Raw genomic sequence first — 23,762 nt, 5'->3', positions numbered from 1 at the left:
TGTCCTTCAGGGAAGCGCGAAAGATCGCGTTCCACAGCATATGGTCGCGTCATGCAATACTGAAAAGCGCGTTTACCACGATAATGGGTTAATGCGCTAAATCCCCGCAGCACCGTGCTATTTATGCGAGCTCCACGGTCGAGGTCTCGTACCCGCCAGCGCGCAATGCGCCGACCAGCCGATCGAGATGCGCGCGGTCTCGGAGCTCGCATTCGATGTCGGTGATGAGACCCTTCGCCGGCAACGTCGTGAAGACGCGCTGGTGATAGATCTCGATGATGTTGACGCGTTCCTGATCGAAGATCCGCGCGACATGGAACAGCGCGCCCGGCTTGTCCTGCAACCGGATCCGCAGCCGTGCGAGCCGACCTGACCGCGCCAGATCGCGCAGCAGCACGTTGGCGAGTAGCCGCGTATCGATATTGCCGCCGCATAAGACGATGCCGACGGTCTTTCCCGCGAACCGCTCGGGGTGCGACAGCAGCGCGGCGAGCCCGGCGGCCCCCGCGCCCTCGACCACCGTCTTCTCGATCTGGAGCAGCAGGCTGACCGATTCCTCGAGGCTCCGCTCACTGACCAATACGATATCATCGACCAGTTCGGCGACGATCTTCGACGTGATCGCACCGGGCTCCTTGACCGCGATGCCCTCGGCCAGCGTGTCGCCCGCGCACGGCATGTCGGTGCCGTTGATGCGGTTGTACATCGATGGGAACAGCTCGGCCTGCACGCCGACGATCTCGATCGGATGACCGCCGGCCTGCTGGCTCGCAGCACGCGCGACCGTCGACATGCCGGAGATCAGCCCGCCGCCGCCGATCGGGATGACCAGCGTATCGATCTGCGGCACGTCCTCGAGCATCTCGACCGCGACGGTCCCCTGGCCGGCGATGACGCGGGGGTCGTCGAACGGGTGGACGAAGGTGAAGCCGCACTTGCCCTCCAGGATACGCGCGTGCGCATAGGCTGCGTCGAACGTCTCGCCGTGCAGCACGACGTTGGCGCCGTGGCCTTCGGTCTGCATGACCTTCACGGTTGGCGTGTTGGTCGGCATCACGATCGTCGTCGGGATGCCGAGCCGGTTCGCGTGATAGGCGAGGCCCTGCGCATGGTTGCCCGCCGACGCCGCGATGACGCCCTTCGCGCAGGCTTCGGGCGACAGCTGCAACAGCGTGTTGAGCGCGCCGCGCTCCTTGTACGCCGCGGTAAACTGGAGGTTCTCGAACTTCAGATACACCGTCGCCCCGGTCATCTGGCTCAGCGTCTTGCTGATCAGCGTCGGCGTGCGGACGATCGAGGTGCGGATCCGGTCGTGTGCGAGCCGGACGTCGTCGATCGAGACGGGGAGGGTGGGTGCCGCTACGGCAGCGTGGGTAGCCATGTCCGACCCGCTAGACCATCTGGCGCGCGCGGGAAACACCGCTTATGCGCGAAGGCTATGGCAATACCGGCATTTATCGGCACCGGAACGAGGGGCACGGCGATCGCGCCGTATCCCGTGGTGAGCAACCTGTTCATAACGGCCGATAAATCATGTGGCGCGCGTCAACATGCCGGCGTGCAATTGTGGAGAGTATCGAAGTGATGCGTTTTCTGATCTCCGCGGCTGCGATCGCACTGCTGTCCACGCCCGCGCTTGCCGACGGGATCGTCGACAACGTCAACGGCATCACGGTCGCCGACGGCGGTCGCGTGATCCACTTCAAGGCGATCCTGATCGACAAGGATGGCAAGGTCACGCGGCTCGTGCCGCCGGGAGAGGAAGCGCCCAAGCTCAGCCGCAAGGAATTGAAGAAGAACGCCGGCAAGCCGCTCTACGACTGGCGGATCGACATGGGCGGCAAGACCGTGCTGCCAGGCTTTATCGATGCGCATGGCCATGTGATCGAGATGGGCTTCGGCGCGCTGTCGCTCGACCTTTCTATGACCAAGTCGCTCGACGAGGCGAAGTCGCGGATCGCCGCTTACATCGCGGGCAATCCGGACCGGAAGTGGGTGATCGGCCGCGGCTGGAATCAGGAAGCGTGGGGGCTGGGGCGCTTCCCGACCGCGGCCGATCTCGAGTCCGTTTCCGGTGGCCACCCGATCTGGCTGTCGCGTGCCGATGGCCATGCGAGCTGGGCGAACCGCGAGGCGATGCGCGAGGCCGGCGTCACCGGCTCGACCGTCTCGCCTGCGGACGGGCGGATCGAGAAGGTGGGCGGCGCGCCCGCGGGCGTGTTCGTCGATGGCGCGCAGGCGTTGATCGAGAAGGTCGTCCCGCAGCCGTTGCCCAAGGAGCGTGATGCCGCGTTCCTCACTGCGCAGAGCATCCTGCTGCGCTACGGCGTCACCGCGGTCGCCGACATGGGGACGACGCTCGACGACTGGCTGACCTATCGGCGGATGGCGGACATCGGCGGGCTTCGCGTCCGGATCATGAGCTATGCGATGGGCGTCGAGACCGCGAGCCGGATCGGCGGCAAGGGGCCGACGCCGTGGCTGTACAATGATCGCCTGCGGATGGGCGGCGTGAAGCTCTATGCCGATGGTGCGCTCGGCTCTCGCGGGGCGTGGTTGCTGAAGCCGTATTCGGACGCGCCGGGCCAGTCTGGGCTTGGTTTCCTCACCGACGACCAGCTCCAGAACCAGATGAGCCGGGCGGCGATGGACGGCTATCAGGTCGCGGTGCATGCGATCGGCGACAAGGCCAACCAGATGGTGCTCGATGCGATCCAGGTCGAGAGCGAGACCTATACCGGTGATCGCCGCTGGCGGATCGAGCATGCGCAGGTTGTCGATCCGATCGACCTGCCGCGGTTCGGCAAATTCGGCACGATCGCCTCGATGCAGCCGACGCACGCAACCAGCGACCGGACGATGGCGGAGGCACGGCTGGGGCCGAACCGGCTGGCCGGGGCCTATGCGTGGAAGTCGATGCTGACCAACGGCGCCAAGCTTGCCTTCGGCACCGACTTCCCGGTCGAGAAGCCCGATCCGTTCGCGACCTGGGCGGCGGCGTTTACGCGTCAGGATGCCGATGGTCAGCCGCAGGGCGGTTGGCAGCCGCAAGAATTGGTGACGCGCGAACAGGCGTGGTGGGCGATGACCGGCGCGGCGGCCTATGCCGGCTTTGCCGAGACGAAGTTCGGGGCGCTCGCGCCGGGCCAGCGCGCGGACTTCATCATCGTCGACCGCGATCCGACGATGGCCTCGCCGACCGACTTGCGCGCTACTATCGTGCAGGAGACTTGGATCGGCGGCGAGAAGGTATGGGTGCGCAAGTAACGTCCGTTACTGGCGCATCCGGATCAGCCCTTCCTGCGCGACGCTCGCCACGAGGCGGCCGTCCCGTGCGAAGATCTTGCCGCGATTGAAGCCGCGCGCGTGCCCCGACCATGGGCTGTCGCAGGCGTAGAGCAGCCAGTCATCCGCGCGGAAATCCTCATGCAGCCAGAGCGAATGATCGAGGCTGGCGGTCTGCAGCCCCGGCGTGATCCAGTTCTTGCCATGCGGCAGAAGGGCCGTGCCGAGCAACGCCATGTCGGACGCATAGGCGAGGATCGCACGGTGCATCGCGGGATCGTCGCCGATCGGCGCGACCAGGCGGAACCAGTTGGCGTAGTTGGGCTCCTGCGGGACAGGGTCGATCCAACTGCGCGGGTTGACCGGACGCACCTCGATCGGCCGCCAGCGCAGCATGTGCGCGCGAAATTTCTCGGGGATGCCGTCGATGTTCTCGAGCCGCAGATCGCGGTCCGAGCGTAGCGTTTCCGGCGCAGGCACGTCGGGCATCGCGTCCTGATGGTGCAGGCCTTCCTCCGGCATCTGGAACGACGCCGCCATGTTGAGGATCGGCTGGCCCTTCTGCATCGCGATTACGCGACGGGTGGCGAAGCTGCGACCCTCGAAATCGCGGACCACTCGGTAGACGATCGGATAGTCCTCGTTGCCCGGGCGCATGAAATACGCGTGCATCGAGTGCGCCGCCTTGGGGCTGTCGGTCGAACGTTGCGCGGCCTGGAGCGCCTGCGCGATCACCTGCCCGCCGAACACGCGCCCAACCCCGCCGGGCTGGCGCTTGCCGACGTAGAGATCGGTGTCGACCTCCTCGATTTCGAGCAGGTCGACAAGACCTTGGGCGAGCGCTTCGGGCGTTACGTCGGCAGTTTCATCAGGCATCTAACTTCCTTGATCTCCCGCGAAGGCGGGAGCCCCGACTGGGCCCCCGCCTTCGCGGGGGGACAGGTTTGGGTCAATACCCCGCCGCTATCGCCAGTCGGTCCGCATGGAAGTTGGCATCGCCGAACATCTCCGCCAGCACCCGCGCGCGCTTCATGTAGAAGCCGATGTCGTATTCGTCGGTCATGCCGATCCCGCCATGCATCTGCACGCCCTCCTGCACGCTGAGCGTCGTCGCCAGCGCGGTCATCGCCTTGGCCACCGAGACCGCCTCGTCCGCGCGGTCGCTGCCCTTGTCGAGCAATTGCTGCGCCTTCAGAACGGCGGCCCGCGCCACCTCCATCTCCGAATACAGGTGTGCAGCGCGGTGCTGGAGCGCCTGGAAGCTGCCGATCAGCGTCCCGAACTGCTTGCGCTCCTTCATGTAGCCGATCGTCATGTCCATCGCCCCGCCGCCAACGCCGAGCATCTCTGCCGACGCCCCGGTCCGTCCCGCGCGCAACAGCCGATCGAGCGGCGTACGCCCCGCATCGACCTCACCGATCACCGCATCCGCATCGACCTCGACGCCATCGAACTCGAGCCGCGCGGCCAAGCTCGAATCAGCCAGACGCTCAGCGTTCGCGGTCAGCCCGGCAGCGTCCTTCGGCACCGCAAACAGCGTGATGCCATCCGTGTCGTCGGCATTACCGCCGGTGCGCGCAGCGACGATGATCAGGTCGGCGGTGTGACCGTGGGTCACGAACCGCTTGGCGCCGGTCAGCTTGAACCCGTTGCCCGAGCGTTCGGCGATCATCCCGACCGTATCGCGATGCTTGGCACCCTCATCGATCGCCAGCGCCGCGACGGTTTCGCCGGCGATGATCCCCGGGAACCAGCGCTCGGCCTGCCCGGTACCCTTAAGCGCTTCGACTGCGGCAACCGCGGTGGAGAGGAACGGCGAGGGGGACAGATTGCGCCCGATCTCCTCCAGCACCACACCCGCCTCGACATGGCCGAGCCCGAGCCCGCCCTGGTCCTCGCCGATAAGGATGCCGGTAAAGCCCATCTCCGCGAACTGCTTCCACAGGTCGCGCGAGAAGCCGGTCGCGTCATCGGCGTCGCGCAACGCCCTCATGTGGCTCACGGGCGCGTGCTCCGCGACGAAATCGCGGATGGTGTCCTGAAGGACGGTCTGGTCGTCGTCTAGATACAGTGGCATATTTTCGTCCTTCTGCTCCCTCGCCCCGTTGGGGAGAGGGTCGGGGAGAGGGGCTGTTGGGTCGGATCGCCCGAGCCCCACTGCCCCTCTCCCGCCTACGCTTCGCTGCGGCACCCTCTCCCCGAAGGGGCGAGGGACTTACGCCGGCAATTCCAAAATCCGCTTGGCGATGATGTTGAGCTGGATCTCGCTGGTCCCGCCCTCGATCGAGTTCGCCTTGGTCCGCAGCCACGACCGCGGGATCGCTCCACCGCGCGACCGATCGCTGTCCCATTCGAGCGCATCCGATCCGCCCGCCGCCATCATCAATTCGTACCGACCCTTGTTCAGCTCGGTTCCGTAATATTTCATCATGCTCGGCTGAGCGGGATGCGCCTTGCCCGCCTTCAGCTCGTCGATGAACCGCTCGGACATCGCGCCGAACGCCTTCGCCCGAACCTCGAACAGCGCGATCGACGCGCGCAGCAGCGGATCCGCCAGCCGCCCGTCATGCCCGAGGCCCACGGTTGCGATCGCGCCATCGATCAAGGGATTGCCGCCGCTCGATGCCAGCCCCATCCCCGAGATCATCTCGCGCTCATGCCCGAGCAGGTATTTCGCGACGTCCCAGCCCTTGTTCTCCTCGTAGACGCGGTTGACCTTCGGCACCTCGACATTGTCGAAGAACGTCTCGCAGAACGGCGAATTGCCGCTGATCAGCAGGATCGGCTTGGTCGACACGCCCGGCGAGGCCATGTCGAACAGCACGAAGCTGATCCCGCCCTGCTTCGACGTCTTGTCGGTGCGGACGAGGCAGAAGATCCAGTCGGCCTTGTCGGCATAGGACGTCCACACCTTCTGTCCGTTGACGAGATAATGGTCGCCCTTGTCCTCCGCCGAGGTCGCAAGCCCGGCAAGGTCGGACCCCGCATTCGGCTCCGAATACCCCTGACACCAGCGGATTTCACCGCGCGCGATCTTGGTCAGGTGGTCGAGCTTCTGCTCCTCGGTGCCGTACTTCAAGAGGGCTGGCCCGAGCATCGAGATCCCGAACGAATTGAGCGGGTTGCGTGCCTTTATTGCCGCCATCTCTTCGCGCAGGATCTTGGTTTCGGCGGGCGACAGACCGCCGCCGCCATAGGCCTTGGGCCAGTCGGGCACCGTCCAACCCTTGGCGGCCATCTTGTCGAGCCACTCCTTCTGCGCGGGGCTGGAAGGCTTGAACTGGCGCCCGCCCCAGCAGACGTCGTCCTCCGAGCGCACCGGCTTGCGCATCTCGGGCGGGCAGTTTTCCGCGAGCCACGCACGCGTTTCGGACCGGAAAGTGTCGAGGTCGGACATCGGATCAGCTCCTGCTTAGTCGATTGCACAGCGCGGCGACGGCGATCGCGTCGTGGTCGCGGTAACGGTTGGTGATGACCTGCACGCCGATCGGCAGGCCGCGCGGGTCGATCCCGACAGGCACGCTGGTCGCGGGCAGATTGGGGAAGGTGGCGAGGCCGGCCCAGGCGAACTGGACGCCGAACGGGGTATCCTCGCCGTCGATCGACAGCGTGCGCCGCGCGACGTTGCGCTCGGCGATGTGCGGGAAGGCGTTCACGCCGCTGGCGGGCGCGATCACCGCGTCGAACCGCTCGAACAGCGCACCCCAGGCGCGTTGCAACCGCGCCTGGGAATCGAGCAGGTCGAACCAGTGCGACAGCGTCGCGACCTTGCCGTCGCGTGCAGGCCCGCCGCGGGTCATCGCGATGCCGAGCATCCGCATATAGTCGGCGTGCTGCGCTGCGAGGTCGATCGGCGGGGGTGCGCTTGAAATGGTGGCGCCGGCCGCGGCGAGGGCTTCACCGACGCGCCCGATCGCGCCGACGATCGACGAGTCGACGCGTGCCGAGGGATGCGCGTTGAGCAGCAGGATGCGTGGTCGGGCTAAGTCGACGGTCGCGCGCGGCAAGGGGATGTCGGCGAGGATGTCCAGCGCAACGGCCAGATCCTCCGGATTGCGCGCCAACGGACCGATGACGCCGAGAACCGCGCTCGCCCCATCGGTGCCGGGCACGCGGTGGCCGAGATCGGACAAGGCGCCATAGGTCGGCTTGTGCCCCCAGACGCCACAAAACGCGGCCGGCACACGGATCGAGCCGCCGATATCGGAGCCGAGTTCGAGCGGTACCATGCCCGATGCGAGCGCCGCCGCGGCACCACCCGATGATCCGCCGGGCGTCAGCGTCGGATCGAGCGGATGGTTCGTCCGGCCATGGATCGGGTTGTCCGCCTGCCAGTCGCTCAGCCGCACCGGCACGTTGGTCTTGCCAAGGATCACCGCGCCCGCCGCCTTCAGCCGCGTGACGGCCACGGCATCGCGGTCGACGATATTGTCGCGGTGGACCCCGACGCCCCAGCTGGTCGGCAGGCCGGCGACGTCGAACGACTCCTTGACCGTCATCGGCACGCCGAACAGCGGACGATCGTCCGAACCCTCCGCATCGAGCGCCCGCGCCGCCTCGCGCGCCCGCACGAAATCGCGGACGACGACGGCGTTAATCGCACCGTCGCGCGCCTCGATCCGCGCGATCGCCGCGTCGCACTCGGCGAGCGCGGTCGTCTCGCCCGCACGGATCGCCGCCGCCGTCTGGAGCGCGGACCGCTCCATCAGCGATCGACTACCGGCAAGAAACGACGGCGACCGATCACTTCAGCCGACCACCCGATACCGCCGCGTCCTTCAGCGACTTAGCCACCGGGAACCCGTATTTCTCCAAGCCCGCGACAACCTTCGCCAACCCCTCGGACTGCGCCCAGAACATCGGGCCACCGCGGTACACCGGCCAGCCATACCCATAGATCCACACCACATCGACGTCCGACGCGCGCTGTGCCTTGCCCTCTTCAAGGATCAGCGCGCCTTCGTTGACCATCGTGTAGAGTGTGCGCACGACGATCTCTTCGTCGCTGATCTCGCGCGGCGTCACGCCCGACTTCTTGCGGAAATCGTCGATGATCTCGGTGACGCGTGCCGAGTTCGACGGCGTCCGCTTCTCGTCGTAATCGTAGAACCCCGCCTTGGTCTTCTGGCCCCAGCGGTTCTCCGCCGCCAGCGCATCGCGGATGTTCTCGATCCGGCTCGGATCGCGGTGCCAGCCGATGTCGACGCCGGCGAGATCGCTCATCTGAAACGGTCCCATCGGCATCCCGAACGCGACATGGACCTTGTCGATCTGCTCCGGGCTCGCACCTTCCAGCAGCAGCTTGGTCGCCTCGACCTGCCGCGGCATCAGCATGCGATTGCCGATGAATCCGTAGGTGACGCCCGCAACGACGGCGACCTTCTTGATCTTCTTCGCGAGTGCCATGACGGTCGCCAGCACGTCGTCCGCGGTCTTGTCGCCGCGTACCACCTCGAGCAATTTCATCACGTTGGCGGGCGAGAAGAAGTGCATCCCGACCACGTCCTCGGGCCGCTTCGTGCACGCCGCGATCGCATCGATATCCAGATACGACGTGTTCGACGCCAGGATCGCGCCCGGCTTGGCGATCGCGTCGAGCTTGGTGAAGATCTCTTTCTTCACCTCCATCGTCTCGTACACCGCCTCGATGATCAGGTCGCATTCGGCGAGATCGGCAAAGTCCAGCGTCGGTTTCAGCGCGCCCATCGCCTGTTCGACCTGCTCGGGCTTCATCCGGCCCTTCGCCGCGGTCGCCTCGTAGTTCTTCCGCACGACGCCGGTGCCGCGGTCGAGCGCGTCCTGCTGCATCTCCACGATCGTCACGGGGATGCCCGCCGACAGGAAGTTCATCGAGATGCCGCCGCCCATCGTACCCGCGCCGATCACGCCGACGCGCTTGATTTCGCGAAGCTTGGTGTCGGCAGGGACGTCGTCGATCTTGGCCGCCTGGCGCTCGGCGAAAAAGATGTGGCGTTGCGCGGCCGATTGCACGCCCATCATGAGCTTCATGAACTCCTGGCGTTCGAACGCGATGCCTTCCTCGAAACTGGAGCCGTCCGCGGCCTTCTCGACGCAGGCGATGTTGGCGGCTGGCGCGTCGAAGTTCCGAAAACGACGCGCATTCTCCTTCTGGAATGCGGCGACTGCATCCGGATCGGCCTGCGCCGTCTTTTCGGACGCGCGGGGAAGGGGGCGCTTGGTCGCGATCTCGCGTGCAAAGGCGACGGCATCGGCCTCGAGCGAGTCCTCGTCGACGATCTTGTCGATCAGGCCGGCGTCGAGCGCCTTCTTCGCCGAGATCGGATCGCCCTTCGCAGTCATCTCCAGCGCGAGCTTCACGCCGGCGATCCGCGGAATGCGTTGCGTGCCACCCGCGCCGGGCAGCAGGCCGAGCTTCACTTCGGGCGTACCGATCTTCGCCGAGGGGACGGCGACCCGGTAGTGGCAGCCGAGCGTGACTTCGCAACCGCCGCCGAGCGCGGTGCCGTGGATCGCCGAGACGACGGGCTTCGACGACGCCTCGATCATGTCGACGACGGTGGGCAAGCCGGGCTCGACCATCTCCTTGCCGAACTCGGTGATGTCGGCACCCGCGAAGAACGTGCGGCCGTCGCAGCGAATCACCATCGCGGTGATGCTGTCGTCTTTCACGCCTTCCTTGATCGCGGCTTCGAGGCCCTGGCGGACTGCTGCGCCGAGCGCGTTGACGGGGGGATTGTTCGAGATGATGACGAGCACGTCGTCATGGCGTTCGGTGCGGATCGGGCTGGACGAGGGGGTCATTCTAGTCTCCTGGTGCCGGCCCCGTCATCCCGGCGAACGCCGGGACCCAGAGCCAAATTCGGTGTGCGTGCGGCCGTGGGTCCCGGCGTCCGCCGGGATGACGGCCATTGGGGATCAGGTCATCGCCGCGTAGATCATCGTCTTCAGCTCTCGGCGGATGGGATAGAAACTGCTCGGCGAAAGCTGCGTCATGAAGACCATCGACAGCCTCTCGACGGGATCGACGAAGAATGCGGTCGAGAACATCCCGCCCCAGTAGAACTCGCCCTTCGATCCCGGCACCATCGTCTTCGCGACGTCATCGGTAATCGCGAACCCGAGCCCGAACCCGGTGCCGGCGTTCGAGGCCTCGCTGAACAGCGACTTCGACATCGCCGCGAGATCCGATTTTCCCGGCAGGTGGTTCTGCGTCATCAGGTCGAGCGTCTTTCGCCCGAGGATGCGGGCGCCGTCGAGTTCGCCACCGTTCAGCAGCATCGTATTGAACCGGTGATAATCGAGCGCGGTCGAGACGAGCCCGCCGCCGCCGGACAGAAGCTTCGGCGCGCGGCTCCACGCGCTCTCGGCACCGCGATCGTACATCACGCGGCCCTTGCCCGGCAGCAGCGTGTAGCAGTCGGTCAGACGATCGAGCTTGCCCTTGGGAACCTGGAAGAAGGTGTCTTTCATCTTCAGCGGCGTGAAAATGCGCTCCTTGAAGAACTGGTCGAGCGGCAGGCCCGACACGCGCTGCACGACCGCGCCCAGGACGTCGGTCGCGACCGAATAATTCCACGCGGTGCCGGGCGAGAATTCGAGCGGGATCTTCGCCAGCGCGCCGATGAACCCGTCGAGGTCATACCCGCCATGCCAACCCTCGATCTTGCCCTCGCGGTAGGCGGCATCGACGTTCGAGCGGTTCTGGAAACTATAGGTCAGCCCCGAGGTATGCCGGAGCAGGTCGATCATCCGCATCGGCTCGGCGGTCGGCCTGGTCACGAACGGCACGCCGCCACCGCCGCCATCATAGACGCCGATATCCTTGAACTCGGGCAGCACGTGGTGGACCGGCGTATCGACCGCGACGAGGCCCTGCTCGACCAGCATCATGAACGCGACCGAGGTGATCGGCTTGGTCATCGACGCGATCCGGAACAGCGATCCTTCGTCGACGCTCTTTCCGCCCTCACGCGCCGCGCCCGCATTCGAGAAATGGACGATCTCGCCGTCGCGCGCGATCAGCAATTGCGCGTTCGGCAGCTTGCCCGAATCGATATAGCGCGTCTGGAGCAGCGTATCGATCGCCGCCAACCGGCTCGCATCGAAGCCATGCGCGGCAGGTTCAGCGATTTTCACGATTCGACCGTCCGTGTCATGACCTGCTCCATACCCCTAGTTCGAACTTGGTGCCTCTATTGCCTTGAGTGCGGCAGGAATCAACTATAACCTGTCTTCGAACAGGCGATAAGCCAAACCCGAAATTCAACTCTGGAGTCAACCGGTCTTGGCAAGCGAACCGATCATCGCACTCGATCCCTCCTGGCCGGCGATGTCGCTCGCCGATGCCGAGCGAATGCTGACCGCACCCGGCGCGAAGTTCGAGATGGAGATGCTGACGATCGACGGCATCGAAACGCGCATCTGGAAGAACGCGCCGCCGTCGTTGCGCTGGCTGGCCGAGGCGGCGCGCGCGCATGGCGAACGGGTCTTCACGGCCTATGAAGACGAGCGCGTCACCTACGAGGCGAACTTTCGGGCGATTGCCGTGCTGGCGCACCGGTTGCGCGAGATGGGGATCGGTCCCGGCGACCGCGTCGCGCTGGCGATGCGCAACCTGCCCGAATGGCCGGTCGCGTTCTTTGCAGGCGCCAGCATCGGTGCGATCATGGTGCCGCTCAACGCCTGGTGGACCGGCGCGGAGATGGAATACGGCCTAGCCGATTCGGGCGCGCGCGTGCTGATCACCGACGACGAGCGACATCACCGGCTGGAGACGGCGTATGCGACGCTGCCGGCGCTGGAGCACGTGTTCGTCGCGCGCGCCGCGGAGCCGCTGGCGGGGATCGTGACCCGGCTGGAGGACGTGATCGGCACCCCGCACGACTGGGCTGCGTTGCCCGATGTCGGCCTGCCCGAGGCGACCATCGCGCCCGACGACGATGCGACGATCTTCTACACCAGCGGAACCACCGGCGCGCCCAAGGGGGCACTCGGCACGCACCGCAACATGATGTCGAACATCATGTCCGGCGGCTATTCCTCCGCCCGCTCGTTCCTGCGGCGCGGCGAGGCACCGCCCGAACCGACGCCGCGCGTGACCTTGACCGTGATCCCGCTGTTCCACGTCACCGCCTGCTCGGCGGGGATGATGGGGGTGATCGCGACCGGCAGCACGATGATCTTCATGCGGAAATGGGACACCGTGCGGGCGATGGAGATCATCGAGCGCGAGAAGGTCAACATCACCGGCGGCGTGCCGACAATTGCCTGGCAACTGCTGGAGCACCCCGACCGCGGCCGCTACGACCTCTCCTCGCTCGAATCGATCGCCTACGGCGGCGCGCCGGCGGCACCCGAATTGGTGAAGAGGATCCATGCCGAGTTCGGCGCGATGCCCGGCAATGGCTGGGGCATGACCGAGACGATGGCAACCGTCACGCATCATGGGGCCGAGGATTATCTCAACCGCCCGACCAGCGCGGGGCCTCCGGTCGCGGCGGCCGACCTGAAGATCATGGCGGACGACGGCGTGACGGAGATGCCTCTGGGCGAAGTCGGCGAACTCTGGGCGCGCGGGCCGATGATCGTGAAGGGGTATTGGAACAAGCCTGACGCGACCGCCTCGACCTTCGTCGACGGCTGGGTCCGAACCGGCGACCTAGCCAGGCTGGACGACGAGGGATTCTGCTACATAGTCGACCGCGCCAAGGACATGATCATCCGCGGCGGCGAGAACATCTACTCCAGCGAGGTCGAGAACGTCCTCTATGCGCATCCCGCCGTGACCGACGCGGCGCTGATCGGCATCCCGCATCGGATCCTCGGCGAGGAGCCGGCGGCGGTGGTGCATCTCGCACCGGGAGCGGTGACGACCGAGGCGGAGTTGCAGGGTTGGGTGCGGCAACATCTGGCGGCGTTCAAGACGCCGGTTGCAGTACGCTTCGTGCATGAGACTTTGCCGCGGAATGCGAACGGGAAGATCCTGAAGAAGGATCTGCAGGTGCTGTTCGAGGACCGGTTGGGGGTGTCGGCGTAGGAGACCGTACCTGATACTGCTCCGTCATCCTGACGACCGTCAGGACCCAGGGTAACGGAGGGTAGCGCTTTTTGGCTCTGGCTCCTGACTTTCGTCAGGAAGACGAAGAGCGGGAGTCTCGGGATCAAGGCATGATCAGACATAACGCGGTCTTTTCGAGGAATTCCATCGCGCTGGCACCGCGCGCCGCTTGAATGCCGGCCAGGATTACGGGATGGGAGTGGCAAAGGAATTGCCATGACGGACGAGGGTCTTCGCCAGGAAACGCACCAGCCGGGGGGCGGGGACGACATCGTCGCAGAAGGTCCGCCGGCGGAGAGCGCGTTCGGGCTGCCGATCGCGGTCGGGGTCGAGGATGCGATGCGGATCGCGCAGCGGCGCGATCGTTTGCTCGCGGCGTTGACGCTGACCGCGGGTGTCGGGCTGATCCTCGCCACGCCGTTCGCGCTGAAATCGGGGGCGGAGTTCTTCCTGCCGCTGACGATCGCGCTCGTGATTTCGGTCGCGCTCGTGCCGGTGCTGGAATGGCTCGAGAGGCGGCATGTGCCTTCGCCGCTCGCCGCGATCCTGTGCATCCTCGTGTTCCTGATCGCCGCGAACATCGCGATCGCCGCGATCCTCGTACCTGCGACCGATTTCTTCCGCCTGCTGCCGACCCGGTTGGATCGGATCCAGAGTAACCTTGCACCGCTGCTCGATTTGTATTCGAGCCTCGAGAAGTACGTGAACAAGACGCTGCGGCAAGTCGCGTCTACGCCGATCAAGCAGCCGGCGACCGCAGGGGTTGCTGCGCCAGGATCCATCCTCGAACTCGCTGCAACATCGGCGCCTGCCGTGATCGTTCAAATTTTGTTCGGCGTGCTGATCGTGTTCTTCTTCCTGTCGGGCTGGACGCGGATGCGGCGGCAGACGATCACCGGGCGGACCAGCTTCGACGGGGCGATGGCGACCGCTCGGGTGATCCAGGATATCGTCGACGATGTGTCGGCGTATCTCGGCACGATCACGCTGATCAACATCGTGCTCGGAATCGTCACCGGGACTGCGTTGTGGTTCATCGGCATGCCGTATCCGGCGATGTGGGGCGGGATCGTCGCGCTGCTGAATTACATCCCGTATTTCGGGCCCGTGATCGGTGCGTTCCTGCTCGCGCTGGGGGGGCTGATGACGTTCTCGGACATCTGGATGGCGATGCTGCCGCCGGCGCTGATGTACGGGCTGCACCTGGTCGAGGCGAACGCGATCACGCCGTTCGTGGTCGGGCATCGGCTGACGATCAGCCCGTTGCTGATCCTGATCTCTCTGAGCTTCTGGGGATGGGTGTGGGGCACGTCGGGCGCACTGCTAGCGGTTCCGCTGCTGATCATCATCCAGACGATCGTGAAGGCCGCTGGCAAGCCCGATATCGCCGGGTTCCTGTTCGAGCACGGGACGCTGGTGCAGCCCAAGACCGGGCGAAACCGTCGGCGCGGGGACCCGCCCGAGGCACAACGTGAAACAGGCGGATAATTTGGGTTGACGGTATCCGAACCCTCGCCTAGTTGCCGCCTCCACGCTGTTTCAGCGGGTGTAGCTCAGTTGGTTAGAGCGCCGGCCTGTCACGCCGGAGGTCGCGGGTTCGAGTCCCGTCACTCGCGCCATCGTTTGCCCCGACCGGGTAGATGGTTCGAGATAGTGTTAAGGTTTTGACGAGCCTTCCCGCGTGTCCCTTGGGACGCTAGGGTTCGTCATTGGGAATGCGGGTGTAGCTCAGTTGGTTAGAGCGCCGGCCTGTCACGCCGGAGGTCGCGGGTTCGAGTCCCGTCACTCGCGCCACCCTAATGGGTGGCCGAGACCCTTCAAAGTTTTGGATGCTGCGGGCATTCCGTCCTGCCGCTTGGTCAGGACCATCTCCCCATACACCGTTCGTGCTGAGTAGAGACCGAGTAGCTTCGAAGAAGCGTACCGAGGGCTCGTATCGAAGCATGGGTTCCGCGCCCCACCTGTCCTTCGATACGCCGCTGCGCGGCTACTCGATGGCTACTCAGGACGAACGGTGGGGGCCAGGGGGGCAGCGGAGCGCATCGGCGCAGGGAGCCGGGGCTGGGTTACCGCCCCAGCTCCATCCAGCGCAGGACTGGCTTCAACGGTGCGATCCAGATCAAGCCGGTGAACAGGTAGAACACCAATTGCGCCAGCCAGTGCCAGCTGCCGACGATGTTCGAGAGGCTGACGATGGCTACGCACCACACCAAGATCAGTAGCAAGATGCCGAGCATGCCGACGGGTTTGCGCCAGGTTGGCGTCATGGCGTGATCCAGTCTGATTCGGTGGCGATAGCGTGGAGCGGGACGTCCCACGGGTCTGGGGTCAGGCTATCGACCTGCTGCACCGATAGCGCAATGCCGACACGCCACGCGTTCGGGTGCGCGAGGAAGGCGCGGTCGTAATAGCCGGCGCCCTGGCCGATCCGGTTGCCGCGGCGATCGAAGCCGACGAGCGGGGTCAGGATGATGTCGGGTTCGAGTTCGGCGGCGTCTGCGGCGGGCTGGTGCAGCCCGAACGGCCCAGCGATCAGCGCCGCCTCGGTTGCCCATGACAGGAAGCGCATCGGCAACGAGCGGCGGACGACATGGGGCAGGGCGATGACGCATCCGGCATCGACCGCGGCGCGCGCGAAGGGCGAGGGGTCCGCTTCGCCCCCGAACGGGACGTAGGAAGCGACCGTCAATCCGGGTTTCAGCCGTGCCAGAAACGCCGACGGCACAGGAAGCTCGACCGGCGGGCGCGCTTCCCGCGCGGCGCGGAGCGAAGCTCTCAGCGCGCTCTTGTCGGTCATGCGCTTGCGACCCTGAAATAGGGAGAAAATGGTGGTGTGGCGGGCCCACCATGGCCGTGTGCCGGGTTATCCACTGACGCACGGTACGTCAGGTGGGGACCATATGCTTCGGACCAGGATCCTAACAGGGACAGCCCCCTATGGATGATGAATAGCCTCAGGGATAATAAAGGCTCGTACCGGGCAGAACCCGCCACAGCCAATCTAGGCGTTGGGCGGGCTAAGCTCAAGGGCTTGTGCGAGGCCTTCAAGACGATCGGCGATCCGCGTGAGTGCGATCTCGCTGACTGCGGAGCCTTCGGGTGGCCGGTGCGCGGCTTCGTCGAGGTCGTCGGCGAGCATGAGCGCGACGAACAGCATCGCGCGCTCCGCGCTGAGACCGCCGGCCGCGCGGTCCGCGGTCGCCCAGCGTTCCGCGACCATCGCGCCCAACAAGCGGACGCGGGATTCTTCGCCATCGCGGCAGGCTACGGCGTGGGGACGACCGCCGATATCGAGCATGATCTGGGCCATCAGTTGGGGCTCCCGCGCGTGATGACATCGTCGAGCGCGGCGACGGCTTCGGCCATCCGCGCCTTGAGGGCGGCGTGGCGCTTGGCGAGCGCGTCGCCGGCTTCGGTGCGGGCTGCAATGGCGGATTCGATCCGTGCGATCGCGGCGTCGATCCGTTCGACGGCAGTTGGTCCGTCGGGAAGTGTTTCTGACATGCCATGCGAGATAGCATGGACGGGGGGTGCGACAAGTCGGTTTAGGCGAAACCCAACACCATCCACGGTGTTGACAGGGCGCCCCACCGCCCCGCAAAGGCTGCGCGCCCGGAACGGACTCGCGGGCGTAGCGGAGAGACAGCAATGACGGTCAAGGTTGCGATCAACGGTTTCGGGCGCATCGGCCGTCTCGTCGCCCGTGCGGTACTCGAACAGTCGAACGGCGCACTCGAACTCGTCGCGATCAACGATCTCGGCGATGCGAAGTCGAACGCCTGGCTGTTCAAGCGCGACAGCGTCCACGGCAATTATCCGGGCGAAGTTTCGGCCGAAGGCAACGAGCTGGTCGTCGACGGCAAGCGCATCCGCGTCACTGCCGAGCGTGACCCGGCCAACCTGCCGCACGCCGAGCTGGGCGTCGACATCGTCCTCGAGTGCACCGGCTTCTTCACCGACAAGGCAAGCTGCCAGAAGCATCTCGATGCAGGCGCCAAGAAGGTGCTGATCTCGGCACCGGGCAAGAACGTCGACCTGACGGTCGTCTACGGCGTCAACCACGACAAGCTGACCGCCGAGCACACGATCGTCTCGAATGCGTCGTGCACCACCAACTGCCTCGCGCCCGTCGCCAAGGTCCTGAACGATGCGATCGGCATCGAGCGCGGCCTGATGACGACCGTCCACGCCTACACCAACGACCAGAAGATCCTCGACCAGATCCACCCGGACCTGCGTCGCGCGCGTGCAGCGGCGATGTCGATGATCCCGACGACGACCGGTGCCGCGCGTGCGGTTGCCGAAGTGCTGCCGGAGCTGAAGGGCAAGCTCGACGGTTCGGCGATCCGCGTGCCGGTGCCGGACGTGTCGCTGATCGACCTGACCTTCACCCCGTCGCGCGATACGACGCGTGAAGAGGTGAATGCGGTGCTGAAGGCGGCCTCCGAGAGCGGCCCGCTGGTCGGCGTGCTCGACTGGTCGGACGAGCCGCTCGTGTCGATCGATCTCCAGCATACCCCGGCGTCGTCGACGATCGACAGCCTGGAGACCGCGGTGATCGACGGCAAGCTGGTTCGCGTCGTCAGCTGGTACGATAACGAGTGGGGCTTCTCGAACCGCATGGTCGATACCGCCACCGCGATGGCGAAGTTCATCTAAGGTAGACGGACGCTGCATTCCTACAACTTCCGGTCCGACCAAAACCGTCATCCCAGCGAAAGCTGGGATCTCCCCATTCGGGTCGAGACGCCCGCCAACGAGGAGACCCCAGCGTTCGCTGGGGTGACGGACATTGGGATGGGCCGTTGATCGGTCAGATCGCCGGGATCGCCCGACACCCCCGCGCGAAAGCCCCGATGGAGGTGATCGACCATGTCGAGATCACCATCGAGGCGGGACTGCACGGCGACTTTCGCGGCTATGTGAAGCCGGGCGGCAAGGGCCGGCGCCAGGTCACGTTGCTGGAGCGTGGCGACTGGGCCGCGGCGATGGCGGAGGTCGGCCACGATATCCCGTGGTACGAGCGCCGCGCGAACCTGCTCGTCGACGGCTTCGATCTTCCCCAGATACCCGGCACGCGGCTGCGCATCGGCGCGGACGTCGTGCTGGAGGTGACGCGCCACACCGATCCGTGCGACCGCATGGATGCACTGGCGCCGGGATTGTTCGCCGCGCTGACGCCGGACTGGCGTGGCGGGGCGTGCGCCCGAGTTTTGATGGGCGGCAGAATCGCCGTCGGTGATGAGATCAGGATCGAAGAACCATGACCAAGCCATTCAAGACGCTCGATGATATGGGCGACATCCAGGGCAAGCGCGTGCTCGTCCGCGAAGACCTCAACGTGCCGATGGCAGAGGGGCATGTGACCGACGACACCCGCCTGCGCGCGACCGTCGCGACCGTAGGCGAGCTTGCCGACAAGGGCGCGATCGTCCTCGTCCTCGCGCATTTCGGTCGTCCCAAGGGCGTGCCGAGCCCGGAGTTCTCGCTGTCGCAGGTCGTTAAGCCGTACAGTGAAGTGCTCGGGCGCGAAGTCCGCTACATCGACTGGGAAGGGGCGGATGACGCCGTCGCGACGCTGGAGCCCGGTGACATCGCGGTGCTTGAGAACACGCGCTTCTTCGGTGGTGAAGAGACCAACGACGAAGCGGTGGTCAAGCGTTTCGCGAGCCTTGGCGACCTGTATGTCAACGATGCCTTCTCCGCCGCGCACCGCGCGCACGCCTCGACCGAGGGGCTCGCGCACGTCCTACCCGCCTTTGCCGGCCGCGCGATGGAAGCCGAACTCGACGCGCTCCAGAAGGCGCTCGGCGCGCCCGAGCACCCGGTTGCGGCCGTCGTCGGCGGCGCGAAGGTGTCGTCGAAGCTCGACGTGCTGCGGCATCTCGTCACCAAGGTCGATCATCTGATCATCGGCGGCGGCATGGCGAATACCTTCCTCGCGGCACGCGGTGTCGATGTAGGCAAAAGCCTTTGCGAGCATGAGCTTGCGAGCGTTTGCGAACAGATCATGGAAGCTGCGGACAAGGCGAACTGCACGGTTCACCTGCCGTATGACGTCGTGGTCGCTAAAGAGTTCAAGCCGAACCCCGCCACCCGCACTGTCAACGTCCACGAAGTCGCGGCTGACGAGATGATCCTCGACGTTGGTCCTGCGGCGGTCGAGTCGCTTGGCGACGTGCTGAAGAACTGCCGCACGCTGGTTTGGAACGGTCCGCTCGGCGCGTTCGAGACGCCGCCGTTCGACAAGGCGACCGTTGCGCTCGCCAAGACCGCTGCGGCCCTCACTGAAGGCGGCTCGCTCGTCTCGGTCGCAGGCGGCGGCGATACGGTCGCGGCGCTCAACCATGCGGGCGTCGCGGACGCATTCACGTTCGTCTCGACCGCTGGCGGCGCGTTCCTCGAATGGATGGAAGGCAAGGACCTTCCCGGCGTCGCCGCGCTGACCCGCTAGGATGCGGGCTCCCGAAGCATCGGGACCAGCAGGCCGTTCAAGGCGTCCAGGTCGAACGCGCCGGTTTTCGCATAGCGAACGATACCGGCGCGATCGATGATGTAGTTGGTCGGCAGCGCGCCCAGAACCGCAAACGGGCCCTTGATCCGGCGTGCGGACGGGATCGTCATCGCTGCGAACAGCGGCTTGAGTTTGTACGCGGGCAGCGAACCTTCCGTCGCCACCGCAAATACCCGCAGGCCATTGTCCTTGCGAAGCCGGTAGTAATTATCGAGCAGCGGCAGTTCCGCCTTGCACGGCCCGCACCACGTCGCCCAGAAATTCAGGACTACGACTTGGCCGCGAAGGTCGGCGCTGCGGACCTTGCTGCCGTCGATCAGCGTCAGTTCGAAGTCGGGTGAGCGCTCGCCGATCTTTACCGCAGCGGTCGTTGCCGTTGCTGGTCCCGGTGCCGCGGATGCCGCCAGCAGCGCCGCACACGTCATGATCCCGCGCAAAATCGTCATCGCTCTTGTCCCCCCGTCGACACTCTCCGCGTCCGACGACCTTCCGTCAATCACGCGGCAAACCGAGCGGGCAGGGGATTGATCCCGGCTATCCGCGCGCCTATGTTTAACATGTTAAACGGAGACACGGATGCTCGGCGTCAGGCTCGATAGCGAACTCGAAGAACGACTCGCAGCGGTTGCGCGCACCCAAGGGCGCAGCAAGAGCGATATCGCACGCGAAGCCGTGCGACGCTACGTCGAACGCCACGACGAGGCGTTCCTGGCGGAGGCACGACGTCAGTCGCTCGCGGCGGCTGATCACGATAGGCAGGCAGGTGAAGAGGATTGGGACGCACTAATCGGGGCGCCCCCTGCATGAAATTCGTCCGCGGTATGATCGTCGTCGGGGCGGGCAAGGGCGACTTCTCTAGCAAGCCGCGCCCCTTTCTTGTCGTCCAATCAGACCTTTTTGCCGATCACGCGACGATTTCTCTATGTCCGCTGACCAGCGTCATTAGCGGGACGAGCCTGTTTCGCGTGTCGCTCGAGGCATCGGCGGAAACCGGCCTATTTCGCGATAGCGAGATCCAGATCGACAAGGTTGATACGCTCGACCGCAACAAAATCGTCGAGATTATCGGTACGATACCCATCACCACCATGACCCGAGTCGACGACGCGCTGCGCCGCTGGCTCGAACTCTAAGACAGGATTTACCATGACATCCACGATCACCCCGCAAGTCAAAACCATTCTCGACAAATACGAGGCCACCAGTTCGGCGGTGAAGGCAAACCTCGCGCGCATCCTCATGCAGGGCAAGCTTGGCGGCACCGGCAAGCTCGTGATCCTGCCGGTCGACCAGGGCTTCGAGCATGGCCCGGCGCGCAGCTTCTCGGTCAATCCCGCGGCGTACGACCCGCATTACCATTATCAGCTGGCGATCGACGCAGGGCTCAGTGCCTATGCCGCGCCGCTCGGGATGCTCGAAGCGGGAGCGGATACGTTTGCCGGGCAGATCCCGACGATCCTGAAGTGCAACAGCTCGAACAGCTGGGCAACGACGATCGATCAGGCGGTGACGGCGACGGTCTCGGACGCGGTGCGGCTTGGCTCGGCGGCGATCGGCTTCACGATCTATCCGGGCGCGGATCAGTTCTTCGACCTCGTCGAGGAAATCCGCGAGCTGAGCGAAGAGGCGAAGTCGGTCGGCATCGCGACGGTGATCTGGTCGTATCCGCGTGGCGGCGAGCTGACCAAGGATGGCGAGCTCGCGCTCGACGTCGGCGCCTATGCCGCGCACATGGCGGCGTTGCTCGGCGCGCACATCATCAAGACCAAGCTGCCAACCGCGCATATCGAGCAGAAGGAAGCCAAGCCGCTTTACGCGAACACCGACTGGTCGAAGCAGTCGGACCGCGTGAAGCATGTCGTCCAGTCGAGCTTTGCCGGACGTCGCATCAACGTCTTCTCGGGCGGCGCGTCGAAGGGCGAGGACGCGGTGTTCCAGGACGCACGCGACATCCGCGATGGTGGCGGCAACGGCTCGATCATCGGCCGCAATACCTTCCAGCGCCCGCGCGACGAAGCGCTGGCGATGCTCGACCGGATCATCCGCATCTACAAGAACGAGGAATAAGTCCCGCACTGCCCGTTCGTCACCCTTGCCACGCGCTGGGGTGACGCGCGCGGCATGAGAGGCTAGGGGCCGGACATGACCGAATTCGAAGATCCGCTGGGCCCGCTCGATCCCAATTTCGCCGAGAATTTCCGCCGCGACATGCGTCGGCCGGCTTGCCAGCTTTACCTGGTGTCGCCGCTGGATGTCGGGGGCGACTTTCCCGAACGCCTGGCGCGCGCCCTGGATGCTGGCCCCGTGGCCGCGTTCCAGTTCCGTGTGAAGGATATCGACCAGCATGCGGCTGCCGCACTCGGCGAGCCGTTGCGCGCGATCTGCGCCGAGCGTGATGTCGCGTTCATCGTCAACGACGACATCGGGCTCGCCAAGCGGCTCGATGCGGACGGCGTGCATCTCGGGCAGGATGACGGCGATCCGCGTGAGGCTCGCGCGCAGCTCGGCCCCAATGCGCAGATCGGCGTGAGCTGTCACGGCAGTCGCCATCTGGCGATGGAAGCGGGCGAGGCCGGGGCCGACTATGTCGCGTTCGGTGCGTTCTATCCGACCACGACGAAGGTCGCGACGCATACCGCCGAGCCGGTGATCCTGTCCTGGTGGTCGACGCTGTTCGAGATGCCCTGCGTCGCGATCGGTGGGATTACGCCGGAAAACGCCGCGCCGCTGGTTGCTGCCGGTGCGGATTTCATCGCCGTGTCGGGCGCCGTCTGGGGTGGCGACGAGGTTGCGGCGATCAGGGCGTTTGCCGAGGTTCTTGCGAAGCGCTGAGATCGCGCCCAACCGTTGGAAACAACCGTCGTCCCGACCGTTTGATGCAGAAGCGTAACGGTTTGGGATGAGCGGCATGACGGCATTTGTGACGAAAGCTTCGGTTCTTGCGGCGTGCCTGTTTGGCGTGGCCTCGCCTGTGTTGGCGCAGCCTGCACCGACCACGCCGGTTCCGATCGACCGCAATATTCTCCACGTACAGGTGATCCTCGATCATCTCGGCTTCGGGCCGGGTGTGCTTGATGGTCGTGGTGGGCAGTCGCTGGTCGCGGCGTTGAAGGGATTCCAGGAGGCGAAGGGCCTGCCGATTAGCGGCAAGCCCGATGCACGGACGTTGCAGGCGCTGTATCCGTATCGCGCCGCACGGCCGACCGTGACGGTCGCGCTGACCCCCGAGATGCTGGCGGGGCCGTTCGTCAATCCGTTCCCGACGGACCCGGCAAAGCAGGCCGAACTCCCATCGCTCGGCTACAAGAATGTCATGGAGAAGCTCGGCGAGATGTTCCACACGACGCCGGCGGTGATCGTTGCGCTGAATTCTCCGACCACGAAACTATCGCCGGGCACTAAGGTGGTGTTCCCGAACGCCCTGCCGACCTCGCGCGCCTATGATCCGAAGCTGAAGCCGGACTGGATCGCGACGCTCACGATGCTGAACGTCGATGCGAACCAGGCCAAGGCGGATCACGTCGTCGTCGACAAGTCGGACGGCGTGCTGCGCGTCCTCGATGCTAACGACAAGCTGATCGCGCAGTTCTCCGCGACGATGGGGTCGAGTCATGATCCGCTTCCGCTCGGCACCTGGACGATCAAGGGCTCGGACTACAACCCGAAGTTCCACTTCAACCCTGCGCTGTTCTGGGATGCGAAGAAGGGGCAGCAGAAGGAGATGCTGCCGCCGGGGCCGAACGGTCCGGTCGGCGTCGTCTGGATGGACCTGTCGAAGGAGCATTACGGGATCCATGGCACGCCGAACCCCGAAACGATCGGACGTGCGGAGAGTCATGGCTGCATTCGCCTGACCAACTGGGATGCGGCGCGGCTGTCGATGATGATCAAGCCGGGGACCAAGGCCGTATTCCAGGCCTGAGG

The 23,762-nt window shown here is 65.4% G+C and carries 23 protein-coding genes and 2 tRNA genes; 13 read left to right on the top strand and 12 right to left on the bottom strand.

Features of this window, described 5'->3' with window-relative positions:
- Positions 1-121: 121 nt before the first annotated feature.
- Positions 122-1,381, bottom strand: a complete 1,260-nt coding sequence (locus tag U1763_RS04130; RefSeq protein WP_332754216.1) for a threonine ammonia-lyase — start codon at positions 1,379-1,381, stop codon at positions 122-124.
- Between the two features lie 203 nt (positions 1,382-1,584).
- Between U1763_RS04130 and U1763_RS04125 the strand changes: the two genes are divergently transcribed.
- Complete coding sequence (locus tag U1763_RS04125) at positions 1,585-3,267, top strand: amidohydrolase (protein ID WP_332754215.1); 1,683 nt, start codon at positions 1,585-1,587, stop codon at positions 3,265-3,267.
- Between the two features lie 6 nt (positions 3,268-3,273).
- Here U1763_RS04125 and U1763_RS04120 read toward each other — a convergent pair whose 3' ends face one another.
- From U1763_RS04120 to U1763_RS04095, 6 genes are all read right to left on the bottom strand, one after another.
- On the bottom strand, positions 3,274-4,161 hold the full coding sequence (locus tag U1763_RS04120) for an acyl-CoA thioesterase (RefSeq protein WP_332754214.1): 888 nt from the start codon (positions 4,159-4,161) through the stop codon (positions 3,274-3,276).
- Positions 4,162-4,234: 73 nt separating this feature from the next.
- Positions 4,235-5,362, bottom strand: coding sequence for an acyl-CoA dehydrogenase family protein (locus tag U1763_RS04115; RefSeq protein WP_332754213.1), 1,128 nt, complete (start codon positions 5,360-5,362; stop codon positions 4,235-4,237).
- A gap of 138 nt (positions 5,363-5,500) precedes the next feature.
- On the bottom strand, positions 5,501-6,682 hold the full coding sequence (locus U1763_RS04110; RefSeq protein ID WP_120300063.1) for an acyl-CoA dehydrogenase family protein: 1,182 nt from the start codon (positions 6,680-6,682) through the stop codon (positions 5,501-5,503).
- 4 nt (positions 6,683-6,686) lie between these two features.
- Positions 6,687-7,991 carry an amidase family protein gene (locus U1763_RS04105; RefSeq protein WP_332754212.1) on the bottom strand — a complete coding sequence of 435 codons (1,305 nt, stop codon included), beginning with the start codon at positions 7,989-7,991 and terminating at the stop codon, positions 6,687-6,689.
- Between the two features lie 37 nt (positions 7,992-8,028).
- Positions 8,029-10,068, bottom strand: a complete 2,040-nt coding sequence (locus tag U1763_RS04100; RefSeq protein ID WP_332754211.1) for a 3-hydroxyacyl-CoA dehydrogenase NAD-binding domain-containing protein — start codon at positions 10,066-10,068, stop codon at positions 8,029-8,031.
- A gap of 114 nt (positions 10,069-10,182) precedes the next feature.
- On the bottom strand, positions 10,183-11,403 hold the full coding sequence (locus tag U1763_RS04095; protein WP_332754210.1) for a serine hydrolase domain-containing protein: 1,221 nt from the start codon (positions 11,401-11,403) through the stop codon (positions 10,183-10,185).
- 193 nt (positions 11,404-11,596) lie between these two features.
- Between U1763_RS04095 and U1763_RS04090 the strand changes: the two genes are divergently transcribed.
- The 4 genes from U1763_RS04090 (at position 11,597) to U1763_RS04075 (ending at position 15,118) form a co-directional block, all read left to right on the top strand.
- Positions 11,597-13,303 carry a class I adenylate-forming enzyme family protein gene (locus U1763_RS04090; RefSeq protein WP_332754411.1) on the top strand — a complete coding sequence of 569 codons (1,707 nt, stop codon included), beginning with the start codon at positions 11,597-11,599 and terminating at the stop codon, positions 13,301-13,303.
- Between the two features lie 360 nt (positions 13,304-13,663).
- Positions 13,664-14,812 (top strand): AI-2E family transporter, encoded by a 1,149-nt coding sequence (locus U1763_RS04085; RefSeq protein ID WP_332754410.1) that lies wholly within the window; start codon positions 13,664-13,666, stop codon positions 14,810-14,812.
- 54 nt (positions 14,813-14,866) lie between these two features.
- A tRNA-Asp gene (locus U1763_RS04080) sits at positions 14,867-14,943 on the top strand.
- Between the two features lie 98 nt (positions 14,944-15,041).
- Positions 15,042-15,118, top strand: a tRNA-Asp gene (locus U1763_RS04075).
- Positions 15,119-15,390: 272 nt separating this feature from the next.
- On the opposite strand, the gene U1763_RS04070 is transcribed toward U1763_RS04075, so the two are convergent.
- The 4 genes from U1763_RS04070 to U1763_RS04055 form a co-directional block, all read right to left on the bottom strand.
- Positions 15,391-15,591, bottom strand: coding sequence for a DUF2842 domain-containing protein (locus U1763_RS04070; RefSeq protein WP_132739963.1), 201 nt, complete (start codon positions 15,589-15,591; stop codon positions 15,391-15,393).
- On the bottom strand, positions 15,588-16,121 hold the full coding sequence (locus U1763_RS04065) for a 5-formyltetrahydrofolate cyclo-ligase (protein ID WP_332754209.1): 534 nt from the start codon (positions 16,119-16,121) through the stop codon (positions 15,588-15,590). The genes U1763_RS04070 and U1763_RS04065 overlap by 4 nt, the downstream gene beginning before the upstream one ends.
- Before the next feature lie 204 nt (positions 16,122-16,325).
- Positions 16,326-16,634: a cell division protein ZapA gene (locus U1763_RS04060; RefSeq protein ID WP_332754208.1), complete on the bottom strand. Its 309-nt coding sequence runs from the start codon at positions 16,632-16,634 to the stop codon at positions 16,326-16,328.
- Positions 16,634-16,828 (bottom strand): hypothetical protein, encoded by a 195-nt coding sequence (locus tag U1763_RS04055; RefSeq protein ID WP_181321090.1) that lies wholly within the window; start codon positions 16,826-16,828, stop codon positions 16,634-16,636. Before U1763_RS04055 ends, U1763_RS04060 begins: the two co-directional genes overlap by 1 nt.
- 144 nt (positions 16,829-16,972) lie before the next feature.
- Between U1763_RS04055 and gap the strand changes: the two genes are divergently transcribed.
- From gap to U1763_RS04040, 3 genes are all read left to right on the top strand, one after another.
- Entirely contained in the window at positions 16,973-17,983 is a 1,011-nt protein-coding gene (gene gap / locus U1763_RS04050; protein WP_332754207.1) for a type I glyceraldehyde-3-phosphate dehydrogenase, read from the top strand.
- Between the two features lie 197 nt (positions 17,984-18,180).
- Positions 18,181-18,591, top strand: coding sequence for an MOSC domain-containing protein (locus U1763_RS04045; RefSeq protein ID WP_332754206.1), 411 nt, complete (start codon positions 18,181-18,183; stop codon positions 18,589-18,591).
- The gene (locus U1763_RS04040) at positions 18,588-19,778 is read left to right on the top strand and encodes a phosphoglycerate kinase (protein WP_132739956.1); all 1,191 of its coding nucleotides are present in this window, start codon (positions 18,588-18,590) and stop codon (positions 19,776-19,778) included. Before U1763_RS04045 ends, U1763_RS04040 begins: the two co-directional genes overlap by 4 nt.
- Here the strand turns inward: U1763_RS04040 and U1763_RS04035 are convergent.
- A complete protein-coding gene (locus tag U1763_RS04035; protein WP_332754205.1) occupies positions 19,775-20,284 on the bottom strand; it encodes a TlpA family protein disulfide reductase in 510 nt (169 codons plus the stop codon). The genes U1763_RS04040 and U1763_RS04035 overlap by 4 nt on opposite strands.
- A gap of 130 nt (positions 20,285-20,414) precedes the next feature.
- Here U1763_RS04035 and relB point away from each other — a divergent pair, with 130 nt between their 5' ends.
- The 5 genes from relB (at position 20,415) to U1763_RS04010 (ending at position 23,760) form a co-directional block, all read left to right on the top strand.
- Complete coding sequence (gene relB, locus U1763_RS04030; RefSeq protein WP_056482291.1) at positions 20,415-20,645, top strand: type II toxin-antitoxin system RelB family antitoxin; 231 nt, start codon at positions 20,415-20,417, stop codon at positions 20,643-20,645.
- On the top strand, positions 20,642-20,971 hold the full coding sequence (locus U1763_RS04025) for a type II toxin-antitoxin system PemK/MazF family toxin (protein WP_243643377.1): 330 nt from the start codon (positions 20,642-20,644) through the stop codon (positions 20,969-20,971). Before relB ends, U1763_RS04025 begins: the two co-directional genes overlap by 4 nt.
- Positions 20,972-20,984: 13 nt before the next feature.
- Positions 20,985-21,905, top strand: coding sequence for a class I fructose-bisphosphate aldolase (locus U1763_RS04020; RefSeq protein ID WP_332754204.1), 921 nt, complete (start codon positions 20,985-20,987; stop codon positions 21,903-21,905).
- Between the two features lie 75 nt (positions 21,906-21,980).
- Positions 21,981-22,670 carry a thiamine phosphate synthase gene (thiE, locus tag U1763_RS04015; RefSeq protein WP_332754203.1) on the top strand — a complete coding sequence of 230 codons (690 nt, stop codon included), beginning with the start codon at positions 21,981-21,983 and terminating at the stop codon, positions 22,668-22,670.
- Positions 22,671-22,746: 76 nt separating this feature from the next.
- The gene (locus tag U1763_RS04010; RefSeq protein ID WP_332754202.1) at positions 22,747-23,760 is read left to right on the top strand and encodes a L,D-transpeptidase family protein; all 1,014 of its coding nucleotides are present in this window, start codon (positions 22,747-22,749) and stop codon (positions 23,758-23,760) included.
- Positions 23,761-23,762: the final 2 nt, after the last annotated feature.

Source organism: Sphingomonas sorbitolis (assembly GCF_036663875.1).
Taxonomy (GTDB): Bacteria; Pseudomonadota; Alphaproteobacteria; order Sphingomonadales; family Sphingomonadaceae; genus Sphingomonas.
The sequence above is the reverse complement of the archived record's forward strand: the minus strand, read 5'-3'. Positions and strand labels throughout refer to the sequence as shown.

Excerpts from the sequence above, each read along its gene's own strand:
- U1763_RS04085 (WP_332754410.1), top strand. The coding sequence starts at position 13,664 with ATGCGGATCGCGCAGCGGCGCGATCGTTTGCTCGCGGCGTTGACGCTG.
- U1763_RS04120 (WP_332754214.1), bottom strand. The coding sequence starts at position 4,161 with ATGCCTGATGAAACTGCCGACGTAACGCCCGAAGCGCTCGCCCAAGGT.
- U1763_RS04110 (WP_120300063.1), bottom strand. The coding sequence starts at position 6,682 with ATGTCCGACCTCGACACTTTCCGGTCCGAAACGCGTGCGTGGCTCGCG.
- U1763_RS04010 (WP_332754202.1), top strand. The coding sequence starts at position 22,747 with ATGACGGCATTTGTGACGAAAGCTTCGGTTCTTGCGGCGTGCCTGTTT.
- U1763_RS04105 (WP_332754212.1), bottom strand. The coding sequence starts at position 7,991 with ATGGAGCGGTCCGCGCTCCAGACGGCGGCGGCGATCCGTGCGGGCGAG.
- U1763_RS04115 (WP_332754213.1), bottom strand. The coding sequence starts at position 5,362 with ATGCCACTGTATCTAGACGACGACCAGACCGTCCTTCAGGACACCATC.
- gap (WP_332754207.1), top strand. The coding sequence starts at position 16,973 with ATGACGGTCAAGGTTGCGATCAACGGTTTCGGGCGCATCGGCCGTCTC.
- U1763_RS04065 (WP_332754209.1), bottom strand. The coding sequence starts at position 16,121 with ATGACCGACAAGAGCGCGCTGAGAGCTTCGCTCCGCGCCGCGCGGGAA.
- U1763_RS04090 (WP_332754411.1), top strand. The coding sequence starts at position 11,597 with ATGTCGCTCGCCGATGCCGAGCGAATGCTGACCGCACCCGGCGCGAAG.
- U1763_RS04125 (WP_332754215.1), top strand. The coding sequence starts at position 1,585 with ATGCGTTTTCTGATCTCCGCGGCTGCGATCGCACTGCTGTCCACGCCC.
- relB (WP_056482291.1), top strand. The coding sequence starts at position 20,415 with ATGCTCGGCGTCAGGCTCGATAGCGAACTCGAAGAACGACTCGCAGCG.
- thiE (WP_332754203.1), top strand. The coding sequence starts at position 21,981 with ATGACCGAATTCGAAGATCCGCTGGGCCCGCTCGATCCCAATTTCGCC.
- U1763_RS04100 (WP_332754211.1), bottom strand. The coding sequence starts at position 10,068 with ATGACCCCCTCGTCCAGCCCGATCCGCACCGAACGCCATGACGACGTG.
- U1763_RS04055 (WP_181321090.1), bottom strand. The coding sequence starts at position 16,828 with ATGTCAGAAACACTTCCCGACGGACCAACTGCCGTCGAACGGATCGAC.
- U1763_RS04035 (WP_332754205.1), bottom strand. The coding sequence starts at position 20,284 with ATGACGATTTTGCGCGGGATCATGACGTGTGCGGCGCTGCTGGCGGCA.
- U1763_RS04130 (WP_332754216.1), bottom strand. The coding sequence starts at position 1,381 with ATGGCTACCCACGCTGCCGTAGCGGCACCCACCCTCCCCGTCTCGATC.
- U1763_RS04060 (WP_332754208.1), bottom strand. The coding sequence starts at position 16,634 with ATGGCCCAGATCATGCTCGATATCGGCGGTCGTCCCCACGCCGTAGCC.
- U1763_RS04020 (WP_332754204.1), top strand. The coding sequence starts at position 20,985 with ATGACATCCACGATCACCCCGCAAGTCAAAACCATTCTCGACAAATAC.
- U1763_RS04070 (WP_132739963.1), bottom strand. The coding sequence starts at position 15,591 with ATGACGCCAACCTGGCGCAAACCCGTCGGCATGCTCGGCATCTTGCTA.
- U1763_RS04025 (WP_243643377.1), top strand. The coding sequence starts at position 20,642 with ATGAAATTCGTCCGCGGTATGATCGTCGTCGGGGCGGGCAAGGGCGAC.
- U1763_RS04045 (WP_332754206.1), top strand. The coding sequence starts at position 18,181 with ATGGAGGTGATCGACCATGTCGAGATCACCATCGAGGCGGGACTGCAC.
- U1763_RS04040 (WP_132739956.1), top strand. The coding sequence starts at position 18,588 with ATGACCAAGCCATTCAAGACGCTCGATGATATGGGCGACATCCAGGGC.